The following is a 15,940-nucleotide window of genomic DNA, read 5'->3' as shown; positions in this document are numbered from 1 at the left end:
AAACCCGGTTTCTGACCACCCACTGCGAGCCAAAAAAGTTCAGGTATTCTGTCACTAATTCACTCCTACACCAACTGAAAAAAAACCATGACAACCCTGCTAATTCCAACCCAAAGCGTCCCATTGACGATCGATCTCCCTGCGATCGAACCAATGACTGTTGAACAGTTCTATCAATTCTGTCTAGCCAATGGCGATTTGAGAATCGAACGTACCGCCAGTGGGGAAGTGATCGTTATGTCACCAGCTTTTTCGGATACAAGTAATCGCAACGGTAAGATTTTTCAGCAACTTGCGAACTGGGCAGAACAAGATGGCACAGGTGAAACGTTTGACTCCAGTGCAGGCTTTACCCTGCCCAAGGTCGCAATCCTTTCCCCCGATGCCTCATGGATTAAACTAGAGCGCTGGAATGCCTTAACTGAAGAACAAAAAGCCTCATTTGCACCGATTTGTCCAGACTTTGTGATTGAATTACGCTCCTCTAGCGATCCTCTCAAAGGATTGCAAAACAAGATGCAAGAATATATTGACAATGGTGTATTACTCGGCTTGTTGATCGATCGCAAAAACCGAAAAGTCTACATCTACCGCCCCAATCGAGAACTGGAAATCTTGGATAATCCCGAAACAGTGAGCGCCGATCCAGAGTTAACAGGATTTGTCTTACGGATGGCCAAAATCTGGTGAATCATCTGCATCAGGATCGATACCCATTGCTAATAGTCTTTCTGCAAGTCGCGCCGCTTTTTGTTCCGCCCGTTCAGCACGTTGACGCTCTTGTTCAGCACGTTGACGTTCCTGTTCAGCACGTTGATGTTCCTGTTCAGTTCTGAGTTTTTCAAGTTCAGCTCTTTCATCACCAATTAATAACAAATTCCCCTGACTATCCCACCAGCGCAACCAAAGTTGCGTTTGATTTTGATAACTTCCCTGCCAAAGTCCCAACTCAATTTCTAATGGTTCAATCGGATAGTGACCGCGTTGATTAGGTTCGAGTTTGTGATAAGCAAAATCTCTCAAATGATAGACTTCTAATCGCTCGTTGCTCATCTCATAAATGCCGTAGTAAGGAATCCGAATAATTTGCTCGTAAACCCAAAACTTACCCGGCTTTTGCACTTCTCCTGCATCAGTCATCAACAGAGGAGTGTCATCTCGTTCTTCATTGCCATTTCCGCTAGCAAATTCCAAAGCAATTAAAGGTGCTAAATGTTCTCTCCATAGCACGTAAGAACGACGATATTTGCCCTGTTCCGGGCGTGCTGAAACATTCGGCGCGTAGAACCAGTCAGGAGCTTCTGCCCCTTTTTCCGGTGGTTCAGTTTCCCGCCAATAAATCCCAGAATCTTGTCCGATGCAGTAGCGTCCGTCGGGATGTCGGCGCTGCAACACAGGCCCGATGGAATCAGTGAGAATTATACTTTGAGGATGCTCCTGAAAATTTTTCACGAAAGTACCGTCAGACTCAGGAAGTTGTGTATGATCTGGAAATTGGGGAGGCAGACTTATATCAATTAATGTTTCCGACATAATTTTAGGGCGATCGGAGCTATTGTTAGTTATTTTATCATAATTTATAGCGAGGGGAATCCAATTAGATGGAAAATTTTTCTCTCTTTTTTTTAGAGCATTAAAGTGTCATCTAAATTATTAGACTTAGCAATTATAGGGATTTAATTCTTGCAAAGGCGATCGGTCCATAAGATTCATGAACTTGAATATTCATTTATTTACCTACAACTCATAACTCTCTTCACCCAGACTTCCCACTTCCCCAGTACCCAGAAACTCTTCCTCCTCTGCTTCCTCAATCCCAGAGTCGAAACTTTCCACCACAAACGGCAAACCAGCCCCCATTAAACCTCGCTGAATCAGTTCCGGCGTTTCATCAAACAACACAAATAAAGGATGAATAGCCTCAGCTTGATCGCTGAAAATATGCCTGTAACGATGCGGCATCACCCACTCGTAATCTTTATCCAGCCAAACCTGACACTGCCGCCAACGGGCAAGTAACTCAGAAAACTCCTCATTTTGGCGATGAATAAAAATCAAAATTTCTACCCCAATTTTCACTTTCCATTCAGGATCGCACATCAAAATCGCCAAATCACAGGGCAAACAAACTGCTTGTCCCGGTGATATACTAGCACCGCTGCTTCGCGCATAGGAAACGCCCTCCCGCAGCCGCGCAATGGGCAAAGGAATTGCAATCAAACTATCATCGCTCCGACGAATACTCGGAACCATTTCCATGTAAATTCGATACTTCTTAAGCAGTTCAAGGGCCGCAGCAGATTCACTGTATTGTGCTAGTAACGCTTCGTAATTATATTGTTTAATAAACATTTTAAATTCAGGATTTATTAGTTAATTCTTATTTGTTATTTCTTATTTGTTATTAGCTGTTTAATTACTGGTTAGTGATTACTTGTTTTAATTTTTACCAATTAATAAACAATAACCAATAACCAATAACGCATAACAAATTACTGTTTTTTACAGCTTCTGAAACACTGCAAACATCGGCAGATACATAGACAGCAAAATCGAACCTACGATACCACCTACAACCACAATCATCAGCGGCTCTAGCATACTTGTAAGTCCTTTTACAGCCTCTTCCACTTCCGTTTCGTAGAAAGCGCCAACTTTCATTAGCATCTTGTCAAGTTCCCCAGTTTCTTCGCCAATTGCCATCATCTGAATTGCCAAGGATGGAAAAACTTGCTGTTCTTGCAAAGCAATACTAATCATGCCACCGCTTTGAATTTCTTGTCTTGCATATTCGATCGCGTTTGAGATAGCCTGATTCCCAGCCACATCTCGCACAATTTCCAAAGAATTGAGAATCGGTACACCCGATCGCGTCAGCGACCCAAATATCACACAAAATCTAGCTACAGCCGATTTTTCGATCAAATCTCCAAAAATCGGCAACTTCATTGCTATTTTATCAATTTGTAGGCGTCCTACAGGAGTTTTGTAGTACATATCGAAGGCAAATTTTAGTGCTATAATCACACCAATAACTGTCAACTGTTGAATGGGAGGCCAAGCGGTACAAAACGCACTAATTGCCAACATAAATACCGTAAAAGCAGGCAAATCTGCACCAATATCCTTAAAAATTTTCGCAAAAGTTGGTAGCAGAAATATGGTCATTGCGAAAAAAATCACGATCGCGATGGAAAGCACAGTCTTCGGATAAGACATCGCCGAATTAATTTCCGACTCTGTTTTGTGATTTTTTTCCATCATCAGAGCAAGACGGTCTAGGGTTTCATCTAACACACCCCCGACTTCTCCGGCCGCCACCATACTGATAAACAGTTGGTCAAAAACATCAGGAAACTTCGCCATCGCTTCTGCCAAGTTTATCCCCTCTTGTACGTCAGCATTCATGCTCCTGAGCGCTCGTTTCAACTTAGCATTAGAACACTGTTCGTGCAAAACAGAAAGACATCTAACGATGGCGACACCTGCATTAAACATAGCCGCAAACTGACGAGCAAAAATAGCTAAATCTTTAACAGTAACACTGCTAAAAGTGTAATCTATTTTCTCTTGAATTTGTTCAAAGCTAAAACTGCCTTTAGGCTTTTCGCGGATTACATTGGTAGCCATACATTACCTGTGAAAGTTTATGGAAAATTACTAATTAGTAGTTATTGGTTATGGGTTATTTGTTACTTGTTGGTTCGTAGTTGTTTGGTTGGTTGATTGTTATTAATAACCAATAAACAATAACCAGTAACCAGTAACCAATAACCAGTAACCAATAACTGAATTAATGACCGCCTGTCTTTGCACCAATGGGTGCCGGGCCAATTAAGCGTTCGAGTTCATCAGCTTTAGAAGCCTTAGCCATTGCCGATTCCCAAGTGACTTTACCAGTTTTGTAAAGTTCAGCTAAAGCCATTTCCATTGTCCTCATACCCAACTTCGCCCCCATTTGGATTTGAGAGTAAATCATCGGAGTTTTCCCCTCCCGGATCAAGTTAGCCATAGCAGGAGTATTCACCATGATTTCCATAGCGCAGCAACGGCCACCACCAACTTTCAGAACTAAATTTTGGCTGCAAATTCCCACCAAAGAGTTAGACACCTGAGCGCGAACCTGGGGTTGTTGAATGGGGGGGAACACGTCCAAAATCCGATCGATCGTAGCAGCCGCAGAATTAGTGTGCAGCGTTCCCATTACCATGTGACCAGTTTCCGCCGCCGAAATTGCCAGACCGATAGTTTCCAAGTCGCGCATTTCCCCCACCAGAATCACATCAGGATCTTCCCGCAGAGCAGCCTTCAGGGCATTAGAGAAGCTCTTAGTATCCTCGCCCTTTTGACGCTGGTGAAACAAACTCTTGATATTGGGAAACACATATTCGATCGGGTCTTCAACTGTCAGAATATGTTCCGCCCGCGTCCGGTTGACGAGATCCAACAAAGCCGCCATCGTCGTTGTTTTCCCAGAACCCGTTTGTCCCGTCACCAACAGCATACCTCTGGGTCTTTCCGTCAGATCCCGCAAAATCTGAGGCACACCTAAAGCATCGGCGTTCGGAATCTTAGAAGCCAGAGCCCGCAAACAAGCAGCCCAAGCACCCCGTTCGCGGTAAACGTTCACCCGGAACCGAGCCAAACCCTTCACCCCGTAAGCGCAGTCTAATTCCCACTCCATTTCCAATTGCTTGCGCTGCATATTGTTGAGCATTTGGAAGATCAGGATCTGCACTTCCTCAGCCGACATAATTTCGCCGTATTGTGGCTGAGGAGTTAGTCTCCCGCTCACCCGGAAGAAAATAGGTGCGCCCGCTTGGATGTGTATATCTGAACCCCCTTGCTCTACGAGGGACTCCAGTACGTCTTCAATCATCAGACCCATAGATATGTCTCCCTAATCAAGTTGATAGTTATTGACCAATTTAACTCAGTTGTCTGTTGTCTGTTGTCTGTTGTCTGTTGTCTGTTGACTGTTGACTGTTGACTGTTGTTTTTCTAATAACCGATTACCAACAACTACTGACTACTGACTACTGACTACTGACTGCTGAATCAATCTAAAAAACGCGCGGCGTCAAACAGTACGGACAATCCAGCATCTCCGGCTTCAATTCCGCCTGACAAGTCTTGCAGGTTAGTCCCTGCTTGCGTTTCGCTTTCAATTCTGCCTCCAGCCCAGAGTCGGTAAAAGTCACCCGCTCCACTTCTTCAAAGGTAGTCGCCCCTTCTCGCACTAACTGCAAGCTATAGGCCAACAAGGTTTTCATCCCTTCTTCTACTGCTGCTTCCTTAATTTGCTCTGTGGGAGCACCTTGAGTAATCAGAGCTTGCAGCCGTTCAGTATTTTTCAGGAACTCGTAAACCCCTACCCGTCCTTTGTAGCCGATACCACCGCACTTGGTACAAAGTTGATCCCGGTCTGCCAATTCCTTCCTCTGTTCAACTGGTATAGTGTTAGCCTTGTAGACTGTCAGATCCACTTCTTGAGAAGCCGACAGACCGTACTTGCCTAGTTCTTCGGGTGTGGGCTGGTAAGGAATGCGACATTTGTCACAAACCCGGCGCATCAAACGCTGAGCCAACACGCCTAACAAAGCTGCCGAAACCATGAAGGGTTCTACGCCCATTTCGTCCAAACGGGCGATCGCACCGGCCGCATCATTAGTGTGGAGCGTAGTCAACACTAAGTGTCCGGTCAAAGCAGCTTCCAGAGCGGTTTTCGCCGTTTCTTTATCCCGCGTTTCCCCCACCAGCAGCACGTCAGGGTCTTGCCGCAAAAACGCCCGCAGAATATTGGAAAAAGTCAAGTCTTTTTCCCGAATTACTTGACACTGGGTAATTCCCGGCAAAGCATATTCGATCGGGTCTTCCGCCGTACTGATATTAATCCCCGGATCATTCTTTTCTGCCAGAATGGAATAGAGCGAAGTGGACTTACCCGAACCCGTCGGCCCAGTCACCAAAATCAGTCCGAAGGGACGACTCGCAGTTTCTCGCACCAAAGCCAGAGTTTCTTGATCCGAGATTAACAAACCCAGACCCAACTGAGTGCTGGAACTGTCCAAAATCCGCAGCACAATTTTTTCGCCGTAACGAGAAGGCAAGCTATTTACCCGGAAATCCACCGTCCGTCCTTCAAATACCCGGCGGATGCGACCATCTTGAGCTTGTCTGCGTTCGGCAATGTCCAAATTGGCAATAATTTTAAATCTGGCAGTAATCCCTTGCACCACTTGTTTGGGAAATCGGAAATATTCTTGCAGCACCCCGTCCTTCCGCATCCGAATTCGCATGAACTCTTCTTGAGGTTCTACGTGGATGTCAGACACTTTTTCCGATAAAGCTTTAGCCAAAATGATGTTCACCGCTTTGATGACAGGAGCTTGGTCCATGTCATTTATGGTGTCAGCGATGTCTTCTGTATCGGCAGAAACCTCTTCTAAGGAGAGTTCGCCAAAGTCTCCCTCCCCTAGGGAAAGCTTTCTCTCCTTTTCGGCTTCAGCCATTTTGGCTGCTATCTTAACTTGGTCTTCTTGATAGGCAGAAGTAATGTCTTGATAGTCATCTGGCGTAATCACCCGTCGCTGAAAACTCAACCCCTTCAAAATCCGCCGCAAATCTTCTTGAGCATCCAGGTTGTCAGGATCGACCATTGCCACTACTAGCGCCGGAGGTTCAGTTTCTGTCTTCGCCACAGGCAAAAACCGACGTTGGCGACAGATGTCGATCGACATTTTCAAGTCATCGAGCATTGCTCCAAGTTGCTCGTTAGACAGTTCGTTCAATTCCGGGTCAAACGCTTCAACCCCATACACTATTTTGAGTTCAAACATCTGCTGCTTTTTGTAAAGCCGCAGCAATTCAGGTGGCAATGGCAGCCCCGTAGCAGATTCTAGTACCTCTGTCAACCGCTTACCTGACTTCCGACTTTCAAGTTGAGCTTTTTTCAGTTGGTCGCTGTTGACGTAACCAGACTGAATCATCTTGTTGAGAGCCGGAGTAAAATTGCTGATAGTAACTATAGATGTGGAGAAACGCCGATCGGATGTGTTAGTCATTTACCTAAAACCCGCGGGAGACTCCCGTGATAGCAGAGAGGGCACAGCACTTGGGCATTGCCCTTACCGGGAGAGGAAAGCGGGGCGGGGTGTATCGCTTTCCAACGATAATTTTATATTCTGTTCAAGCTTGCTTGACGGGAATCTATCAGCCATAACTTAACATTGGTTTCCTCTTGCAACCAGAAGAGAGTAATCTGGAGGCAACAGGCTTAACTTGTTGAATTTGACCGCAGGATGTTAAACATTGCCTGTTCTGTGATGATAGCTTTTAGAAAGTCTGCGATCGGTCTAGTGAGATATATTTTGATTAATCAACTGCCCATCCTCCGGTCTTCACCAAGGCCGATTTGAAGCAGGTCTAATTTGCCGTCAGCAAATACTACACAGAGGGCGCGTCTCTTCCGACTGCTAGAATTGATAGGGTTCTGTCGCACAGATATATGTCAGGAACCTCAGCTATCAAGGCGTGAGGCTTGAAAGAGAAATCTAGCAAGCCGTTCTGACCAGCCTCAGTCTTCATTGACTACGTTTTTTGAGTCACGACACCCTGTGGATGGTTTCGCTAGTCCCCTGCTCTGTCGCTAGTGGTTAAACAGTCTTAAGGTCACTGAGACAGTGCTGCTAGCCTAACAAGCTCACTAAACTTTGGCGAAGCTAACATTACCCCAGTAATGGGAGGCTCTGTAAGGAGCGAAACACTATGCGTACAGGGTTGCAAAATTTGAAACGGTAACTGTCCCGTTGAAAGTGCATTACAAAAGTACACCAAATTAAACAACCCCAAGGCGGTAGTGATAAATGTAAAGCCGTCCTAAAAGGACGGGGTTTCAAACCCATTTTTCTGATGATTGACGAGGAAAAACAGCAACATCAAGATCCTAGCTCAACGGGGGAAACCCTAGAGAGTTCGCCAATGGTAAGCGAAAATCCGCCGCCAGCATCCGCAAACTCCAATGCAGCAGCCGATTGGGAGCTGGAACTTGCTCAAGCTTATCAAAGTGCTCAGGTCGATCCCGGAGCGACTCACAATGCCGGGGAAACAGGCTCCTCTAGTTCCAGCAATAGCGTCACTGCTGATGCTACGGAGTTGCTCAAGAGAGAGCTGGCACAAGCCACCAGCGACAAAGAGAGTTTAAAAGCTCAGTTGCAAGCCTATTCTACTCAATTAGAAGATCTCAAAAATCAAAATCTCCGCTTAGCAGCAGATTTTGAAAACTTCCGCAGGCGCACCCAAAAGGAAAAAGAAGAGTTAGATTTACAGGCAAAATGTTTAATTATCAAACCCCTGTTGCCAGTAATTGATAACTTTGAGCGGGCAAGAGCCCACATTAAGCCACAAACAGATGGCGAAATGAACATACACAAAAGCTACCAAAGCGTTTACAAGCAAATGGTAGAATGCCTCAAACAAATCGGAGTTTCTCCGATGCGTCCAGAAGGTGAACAGTTTGACCCCAACCTCCACGAAGCTTTGCTCAGCGAACCAACTGACGAACACGAGGAAGGCACAATCATCCAAGAACTAGAACGAGGCTATACTCTGGGCGATCGCGTCTTGCGGCACGCCAAAGTTAAAGTTGCAGCGCCGGGGCTATCTGTGGTAGCCTCAGATGACAATCCTGATAGTTCGGAAGGTTGATCGGGATCGAACCTACTGCATTCTGGAAGCTAAAGCAGAGGGTACGTTCACATTTAAGAAACGTTGCAGTGCGATCGTCCCTAAAATATCGATAGCCTCAACGCTTCAAACTGTACAGGCCGTAACCGACCCCCGAATAGAATTCGGGGGTTTGAAAAATTTTTGTAAATATCCCACGAAGTTTTATGAGGCGCTATGGGAAAGGTGATAGGCATCGACTTAGGCACAACCAACAGTTGCGTAGCTGTGTTAGAGGGCGGTAAACCAGTCGTGATCGCCAATTCTGAGGGCGGTCGCACAACTCCGAGCATAGTAGGATTTGGTAAAGGGGGCGATCGCTTAGTAGGTCAATTGGCCAAGCGGCAAGCTGTGACTAATGCTGTAAACACTGTCTACAGCATCAAACGATTTATCGGACGTCGTTGGGATGACACAGAAGAAGAAAGATCCCGCACTCCCTATACCTGCATTAAAGGCAAAGACGATACCGTTAACGTCCAAATTCGGAACAAGGTTCACACCCCCCAAGAAATTTCGGCAATGGTACTCCAAAAGCTGAAGCAGGATGCAGAAGCTTATTTGGGACAACCTGTTACCCAAGCAGTAATTACAGTCCCGGCCTACTTCACCGATGCCCAGCGGCAAGCGACTAAGGACGCAGGTACGATCGCGGGTTTAGAAGTCCTGCGGATAGTCAACGAACCCACAGCCGCGGCCCTTTCCTACGGCTTGGACAAACAAAATATAGAACAAAAAATCTTAGTATTTGACCTCGGCGGCGGTACCTTCGATGTTTCCATCCTGCAACTGGGAGACGGAATTTTTGAAGTCAACGCTACTGCGGGTAATAATCATCTGGGAGGAGATGACTTTGACAACTGCATCGTGCAGTGGCTGGTTGAAGCTTTTCGCACCAAAGAAGGCACGGACCTGTCAAAAGACAAAATGGCCTTGCAACGCCTCCGAGAAGCGGCCGAAAAAGCAAAAATAGAACTTTCTAGTTGCGAATCAACCTCCATAAATTTGCCCTTTATTTCCTCAGATGAAAAAGGACCGAAGCATCTGGAAATGCCACTTTCCAAAGCTAAGTTTGAAAAACTGGTCGCTCATTTAGTCCAAGCCACGATCGACCCTGTGACTCAAGCCCTCAAAGATGCCAGTTTGACCCCAAAAGACATAGATCGAATTATTTTAGTAGGAGGGTCAACCCGGATTCCCGCAGTTCAAGAGGCAATTAGCAAATATTTTGGTGGCGTGTCTCCCGATAAATCGGTCAATCCTGACGAAGCTGTAGCCGTAGGTGCCGCCATTCAAGCCGGAGTTTTGGGTGGCGAGGTCAAGGATTTGCTACTGCTAGACGTGACTCCCCTGTCCCTAGGACTCGAAACCTTGGGCGGAGTGTTCACCAAAGTCATTGAACGCAATACCACTATCCCCACCAGTCGATCGCAAATGTACAGCACGGCCGCAGACGGCCAAACTTCCGTAGAAATTCATGCCCTGCAAGGTGAACGGGCATTAGTCAAAGACAATAAAAGTCTGGGCAAATTCCTGCTCAAAGGTATTCCCCCAGCACCCCGTGGCATACCTCAAATCGAAGTTACCTTTGAAATCGATGCCAACGGCATTCTAAAAGTTTCAGCTCAAGACAAGGGAACCTCAAAAGAACAAAGCATCCAAATTTCCAATACAGGGGGATTGAGCGAAACCGAAGTCGAGCGGATGAGACAAGAGGCAGAACTTTACGCCGAGGAAGACCTCCAACGGGCCCAACTTGTCGAACTCAAAAATCAAGCCGACACCCTGGTCTATAATTGTGGTGTCACCTTAAAAACCAATGCCCAATTATTAGGCGACGACCTGAAGGCAGAAGCCCAAACAGCATCTGTTACCTTGCGGGCAGCGATGGCTAACCCAGACATCACCTGCGAAGAACTCGAAGCACAAATCGAATCTTTCAAGCAACTGCTATACTCGCTTGGTACTGCTGTTTACGAGCAAGCTCGGAACGAGGAAGCCACTTCCCCCACTGTGGTTGCCAGCGAATCGGTGCCAGAATTAGATGAGGTTGCAGTTAGCGATGAAAGTATCTTGCCGACAGAAGACCTAATGACGATCGCGGAACCAACGCTGAAACCAAAGGCGGAACCAAAGCCGGAACCAAAGCCGGAATTAAGGCCCGAACCAAAGCCGGAATCAAAACGGCAACCAAAGCCGGAATTAAGGCCAGAACCAAAGCCGGAACCAAAACGCGACAAACAGCAAAATCTACAGACAAAACCAAAACCGCAGGTTCCCGAACCTGAAGTTGATGATATGAATCCTTTCCTTTAAAAATTAAAAATTAAAGATTAAAATTTACAAATAAACGCTCGTAATTTTTAATCTTTAACATCTGGAAAGGTCAATAGTTTCTTTTTCGTACACTTTTTGTTATTTACCTCCAGGCAAACAGCTTTATGGCCGGCGATTACTATGAAATATTAGGCGTTTCTCGAAGCGCAGACAAAGAAGAAATTAAGCGTGCCTACCGCCGCCTAGCTCGTAAGTACCATCCAGACGTGAATAAAGAACCCGGTGCCGAAGACCGGTTTAAAGAAATTAACCGCGCTTACGAGGTACTGTCAGAGCCGGAAACCCGTGCTCGCTTTGACCGTTTTGGCGAAGCAGGGGTTAGTGGTGCAGGAGCGCCGGGATTCCAAGACTTCGGCGACAGTTTTGCTGATATTTTTGAAAGCTTCTTTCAGGGTTTTCAGGGAGGGGTAGGCGGTCCACAACAACAAGGTCGCAGACGCAGCGGGCCCGTGCGTGGTGACGATTTACGCCTCGATTTGCGACTGGATTTTCGCGAAGCAGTGTTTGGTGGGGAAAAAGAACTCCGCATCAAGCACCTAGAAACCTGCGAAACTTGCACAGGCACGGGAGCCAAACCGGGAACCAGACCCCAAACCTGCTCGACTTGCAGTGGCGGTGGCCAAGTCCGGCGCGCTACCCGTACTCCCTTTGGCAGTTTTACTCAAGTTTCAGTTTGCCCCACCTGTAATGGCACCGGGCAAGTGATTGAGGACAAGTGCGAAACTTGTGGCGGCCGGGGCCAAAAAGAAGTGATGAAAAAGCTGAAAATTACAATTCCGGCAGGGGTTGACAATGGTACTCGTTTGCGCGTTTCCAATGAAGGGGATGCTGGCAAACTGGGGGGGCCACCAGGGGATTTATACGTGTTCTTGGCTGTGAGTGAAGACCCCGTATTTAAGCGCGAAGGTACTAACATTAACTCGGAAGTGAAAATTAGTTACTTGCAGGCAATTTTGGGGTGCAGGTTGGAAGTGGAGACTGTAGACGGGCCGGCGGAATTGTTGATTCCCACCGGAACTCAGCCGCATACTGTTCTGACTCTGGAGAAAAAAGGCGTGCCTCGATTGGGAAATCCAGTCAGTCGTGGGGACCATTTGATTACGGTGTCTATTGACATTCCTACTAAGGTGACGACTGAGGAGCGGGAATTGTTGATGCAGTTGGCTAAGCTCAAGGGCGATCGTACCGGAAAAGGTGGCTTGGAAGGATTTCTGGGAAATTTGTTTCAGAAATAACCAAAAAAATGAGCGCAGTTTATTATTTCTGAAACAAATGAGCGCAATTGCGCTCATTTTTTCTTAAAATAATAATAGATTGTATCTCCAAGACTGACCCACGCCAAGACGAAGAGGGTAGGCACTCTTGGCACTACCCCTACAAAACCATGATTTGTCACCAGAATAAAACAGCCCTGGGGGCAGGGGGGCTGACTTCTTCCTTCTTCCTGAATTTCCCCCCTTGGGGGGGGCAGGGGGGGGGTGACTTCTTCCTTCTTTCTTCTTCCTTCTTCCTTCTTCCTTCTTTCTTCTTGATCCCTATGAATTCAACATCGAAAATTGAAAATCTCAAATCTCCAGATGCTCAGCTCGATCTGCGGGGTACGCCCTGCCCGATCAATTTTGTCCGAACTAAACTGCGGTTGGAGCAAATGGCTGCGGGAGCAGTGTTGGAAGTTTGGCTGGATGCTGGGGAGCCGATCGAACAGGTGCCGGATAGTCTAAAAATGGAAGGCTACCAGATTCTACAAACCCAATTTGTGGCTGGTGAGGATAATTCTGGTTTTTTTGCGATGCAAGTGCAGCGACCTGAGCAGGAAGCAGCATGAGCCGGGATTCCTCCTTGATTACGGGTACTGTTGTGGCTGTTCAGGCTAACTTCTATCAAGTGAGGTTAGATCCAGATGCTAGCACTGAGGGGGAAAATCCTCTCTGGGCAGATCTACGAGTTCTCCTGTGTACTCGCCGCACTAGACTGAAAAAAATTGGTCAACAGGTGATGGTGGGCGATCGCGTCGTGGTAGAAGAACCAGACTGGAACGATCGCAGGGGTGTGATTTCTCAAGTGTTTCCCCGCCAAACGGAACTCAATCGGCCACCTGTGGCTAATGCCGATCGCATTCTCCTAGTTTTTGCCCTCACGGAACCGGACTTAGACCCCGCATCATTAAGTCGGTTTTTAGTCAAGGCAGAATCTACAGGTTTGGAGGTGAGTTTGTGTCTCAACAAATGCGATTTAGTCACGGCCGAGGATTTGGCACAGTGGCGCGATCGGCTGAAAGGATGGGGATACGAACCCATGTTTATTAGTGTCCGTAGCGGCTTAGGAATCTACAAGCAAACCGCTAATGACAGTCAAAATCAAGTTTCTGCCACAAACCCAAATTTATTAGACAAAATCGACACATCTTGTCTTCCTCTTGAGGGGGGCGAGGTGCTTCTGACTTCCCCCCTTGGAGAAGCCTTATCTCTCCAAAGTCACCTCCAAGGCAAAATAACCGTAATTTGCGGCCCTTCTGGAGTGGGTAAGTCCAGCTTGATCAACCAACTAATTCCGGCGCTGAATCTGCGAGTCAGTGCTGTTTCGGGCAAACTAGGGCGTGGCAGACACACTACTCGCCATGTAGAATTGTTTGAACTCCCAGGTGGCGGACTTTTGGCCGATACTCCAGGCTTTAATCAGCCGACACTTGAATGCGAACCATCTGAGTTAGCTCAATATTTCCCAGAAGCTCGTCAGAGGCTGGCTTTGGGTAGTTGCCAGTTTAGCGACTGCTCGCACCGCCATGAGCCTAACTGTGTCGTGCGGGGCGATTGGGAACGCTATGAGTATTATTTGCAGTTTCTGTCTGAGGCGATTGTCCGTCAGCAACAAGAGCTAAACTCTAGTAGTGCGGAGGCGAGTTTGAAGCAGCAAACTAAGTCTGATGGTACGCAGCAATACGAACCCAAGTTGCAAACTAAAAAATATCGCCGCTCTTCCCGCCGCCTTCAACACCAGTCGCTGCAAGATATGTGTCAAGACGACTTATTCTAGGTTGGAGCAAATAGTCGATCGGCTCCAGAACACGGTAAATTAATAGCTAAAATTAAATGGCCTTAAATTTCTTAAAAAAAAAGTACAACAGAAGTATCATTTAGCAGGTTATGCGGGAGTAAAAATACTGTGAATATTCAAGAACTGTTTCAAAAAGGCGGCCCAGCCATGTACCCCCTGTTGGTGCTGTCTATTCTATCTGTAAGTACAATTATCGAGCGCTTGTGGTTCTGGGCGAGCCTCCTTACTAAGGAAAAGCAAATAGTCAACCGCATCCTCGATGCCGCTCGCAGCGATTGGGGCGCTGCTAATGAAATTGCTAGACAAGCTAATCGACAGCCCATCGGTCGATTTTTATCTGCTCCTCTGCGACTATACAATCCTGAACCAGAATTATTTCGACTCGCACTGGAATCTGCTGCTGATGAAGAATTGGCTTCTATGCGCCGTGGAGACAAAGTATTAGAATCGGTGATTGCTCTAGCACCTTTGTTGGGATTGCTGGGAACTGTTTTGGGCTTGATTAACTCCCTGAGTTCCATTCGGCTGGGTGACATCGGCACCGCAGCTACTACTGGCGTGACTTTGGGGATTAGCGAAGCACTGATCACTACAGCTTCTGGGATGGTAGTAGCAATTTTTACTTTAGTCTTTTATCGCATATTTCAAGCTTTTTTGTTCAATCAGGCAAAAATTTTTCGCAAAGCTGGAAATGAACTGGAATTGCTCTACAGACAATATTGGCCTACGGCTAACGCTAAAGGTCGATCGTCGAGTACAGAACACAGCAATTCTTCCTTTGGTGTCGATGGCTTGAACCGCCATTCCCTCAATTCTCAAGAATCTATAGAACGGAATCGAGAGCCAAAATTTAAAGGTCCCGATCCTGATGTGGATTCGACTTCTAACAAGTGAACTACCTACACCAACCGCTTAGGCGGTAGAGCTTAAGCTTCCAACTTCGACGGCAGAAACCCATTGGTTTCAACCCGTACTAAGCTGAGTAAAGCTATAGTGGCCCAATTCCCGCCGAGCTAGTTAAAACCTTGAAAAACAATGAAAATTAATCTAGATACTCCTGCTGAAGAGGCTCGGATTGAACTGGTACCTTTAATTGATGTGATATTTTGCATTCTGACGTTTTTTCTGCTGGCTGCTTTGCAACTGACTCGCCAGCAAGCAATTAATGTCGATTTGCCTAAAGCCAAAACTGGACAAACCCAGATGCGAGAAATGCTGATTGTTAGCATTGATGACTTTGGGCAAACTTATATTGACCAATTGCCTGTTAATTATCAACAGCTCGATCGAGTTTTAAACAGTTTCCACAAGCAAAATCCTGCGGGATTGACGGTGCTCTACGCTCCTCAAAATGCCAAGTACGCCAAAGTTGTGGAGGTTTTGGATAAATTGCGAGAAGTAGGAGGCGATCGAGTCGCCCTAGCAACTCTTCCTAGTTCGGCTCCATCCCCGCAGCCAACTCCCTCGCTTCCCAATTCTGGCATTCCCGTCGCACCACCCACGGGAAATCCGACTCAACCCCAGCCCTATCCTCTGGCCACTCCCTCGAACCCTCGACAACCTCAGTTAGAAGTACCACCGCCCCAGCAGCAGTTCAATCCGAATCAGTTTCCATCCCCTCTCCCTACTCCTAGCCAGGGGGTTAGCAAATCTCCTGTTTCCCCTGCACCCACTGCCCCTAATATCGGGCCGGGAGTCGCCACTCCATCGCAGAATGTTGCGCCTCAAAATTAGGCAATATATTGATTTATCATCTAGGCATTGGCCAAACAGGGCATTGGCCTTCGGACTTCGGACTTGGGACTTCGGACACTGAGCGTAGTTG

At 46.8% G+C, this 15,940-nt stretch carries 13 protein-coding genes; 8 read left to right on the top strand and 5 right to left on the bottom strand.

What is annotated here, in order from left to right; translation table 11 throughout:
- The first annotated feature begins 87 nt into the window (after nt 1–87).
- Nucleotides 88–690, top strand: a complete 603-nt coding sequence (locus tag AAFP14_RS09005; protein ID WP_341731936.1) for a Uma2 family endonuclease — start codon at nt 88–90, stop codon at nt 688–690.
- On the opposite strand, the gene AAFP14_RS09000 is transcribed toward AAFP14_RS09005, so the two are convergent.
- From AAFP14_RS09000 to AAFP14_RS08980, 5 genes are all read right to left on the bottom strand, one after another.
- Nucleotides 667–1,533 carry a Uma2 family endonuclease gene (locus AAFP14_RS09000; protein ID WP_341731935.1) on the bottom strand — a complete coding sequence of 289 codons (867 nt, stop codon included), beginning with the start codon at nt 1,531–1,533 and terminating at the stop codon, nt 667–669. The genes AAFP14_RS09005 and AAFP14_RS09000 overlap by 24 nt on opposite strands.
- A 204-nt stretch (nt 1,534–1,737) precedes the next feature.
- Complete coding sequence (locus tag AAFP14_RS08995; RefSeq protein WP_341731934.1) at nt 1,738–2,352, bottom strand: cupin domain-containing protein; 615 nt, start codon at nt 2,350–2,352, stop codon at nt 1,738–1,740.
- A gap of 150 nt (nt 2,353–2,502) precedes the next feature.
- Nucleotides 2,503–3,630 (bottom strand): type II secretion system F family protein, encoded by a 1,128-nt coding sequence (locus tag AAFP14_RS08990; protein WP_341731933.1) that lies wholly within the window; start codon nt 3,628–3,630, stop codon nt 2,503–2,505.
- Between the two features lie 163 nt (nt 3,631–3,793).
- Nucleotides 3,794–4,888 carry a type IV pilus twitching motility protein PilT gene (locus AAFP14_RS08985; RefSeq protein WP_341731932.1) on the bottom strand — a complete coding sequence of 365 codons (1,095 nt, stop codon included), beginning with the start codon at nt 4,886–4,888 and terminating at the stop codon, nt 3,794–3,796.
- A 175-nt stretch (nt 4,889–5,063) separates the two neighbouring features.
- Nucleotides 5,064–7,064 carry a GspE/PulE family protein gene (locus tag AAFP14_RS08980; protein WP_341731931.1) on the bottom strand — a complete coding sequence of 667 codons (2,001 nt, stop codon included), beginning with the start codon at nt 7,062–7,064 and terminating at the stop codon, nt 5,064–5,066.
- A gap of 847 nt (nt 7,065–7,911) precedes the next feature.
- Here AAFP14_RS08980 and grpE point away from each other — a divergent pair.
- The 7 genes from grpE (at nt 7,912) to AAFP14_RS08945 (ending at nt 15,849) form a co-directional block, all read left to right on the top strand.
- Complete coding sequence (grpE, locus tag AAFP14_RS08975; protein WP_341731930.1) at nt 7,912–8,706, top strand: nucleotide exchange factor GrpE; 795 nt, start codon at nt 7,912–7,914, stop codon at nt 8,704–8,706.
- 195 nt (nt 8,707–8,901) lie between these two features.
- Nucleotides 8,902–11,040, top strand: coding sequence for a molecular chaperone DnaK (gene dnaK / locus AAFP14_RS08970; protein ID WP_341731929.1), 2,139 nt, complete (start codon nt 8,902–8,904; stop codon nt 11,038–11,040).
- A gap of 125 nt (nt 11,041–11,165) precedes the next feature.
- On the top strand, nt 11,166–12,296 hold the full coding sequence (dnaJ, locus tag AAFP14_RS08965; protein ID WP_341731928.1) for a molecular chaperone DnaJ: 1,131 nt from the start codon (nt 11,166–11,168) through the stop codon (nt 12,294–12,296).
- Nucleotides 12,297–12,598: 302 nt separating this feature from the next.
- Nucleotides 12,599–12,886 carry a sulfurtransferase TusA family protein gene (locus AAFP14_RS08960; RefSeq protein ID WP_341731927.1) on the top strand — a complete coding sequence of 96 codons (288 nt, stop codon included), beginning with the start codon at nt 12,599–12,601 and terminating at the stop codon, nt 12,884–12,886.
- Entirely contained in the window at nt 12,883–14,094 is a 1,212-nt protein-coding gene (gene rsgA, locus AAFP14_RS08955; RefSeq protein ID WP_341731926.1) for a ribosome small subunit-dependent GTPase A, read from the top strand. The genes AAFP14_RS08960 and rsgA overlap by 4 nt, the downstream gene beginning before the upstream one ends.
- 129 nt (nt 14,095–14,223) lie before the next feature.
- Nucleotides 14,224–15,009: a MotA/TolQ/ExbB proton channel family protein gene (locus AAFP14_RS08950; protein ID WP_341731925.1), complete on the top strand. Its 786-nt coding sequence runs from the start codon at nt 14,224–14,226 to the stop codon at nt 15,007–15,009.
- 141 nt (nt 15,010–15,150) lie between these two features.
- Entirely contained in the window at nt 15,151–15,849 is a 699-nt protein-coding gene (locus AAFP14_RS08945) for an ExbD/TolR family protein (RefSeq protein ID WP_341731924.1), read from the top strand.
- Nucleotides 15,850–15,940: the final 91 nt, after the last annotated feature.

Source organism: Microcoleus sp. EPA2 (genome assembly GCA_020882975.1).
In the GTDB taxonomy this organism is placed as follows: Bacteria; Cyanobacteriota; Cyanobacteriia; order Cyanobacteriales; family Microcoleaceae; genus Microcoleus.
Note: the sequence above shows the minus strand (reverse complement) of the source record. Positions and strands in the feature narration are given on the sequence as shown.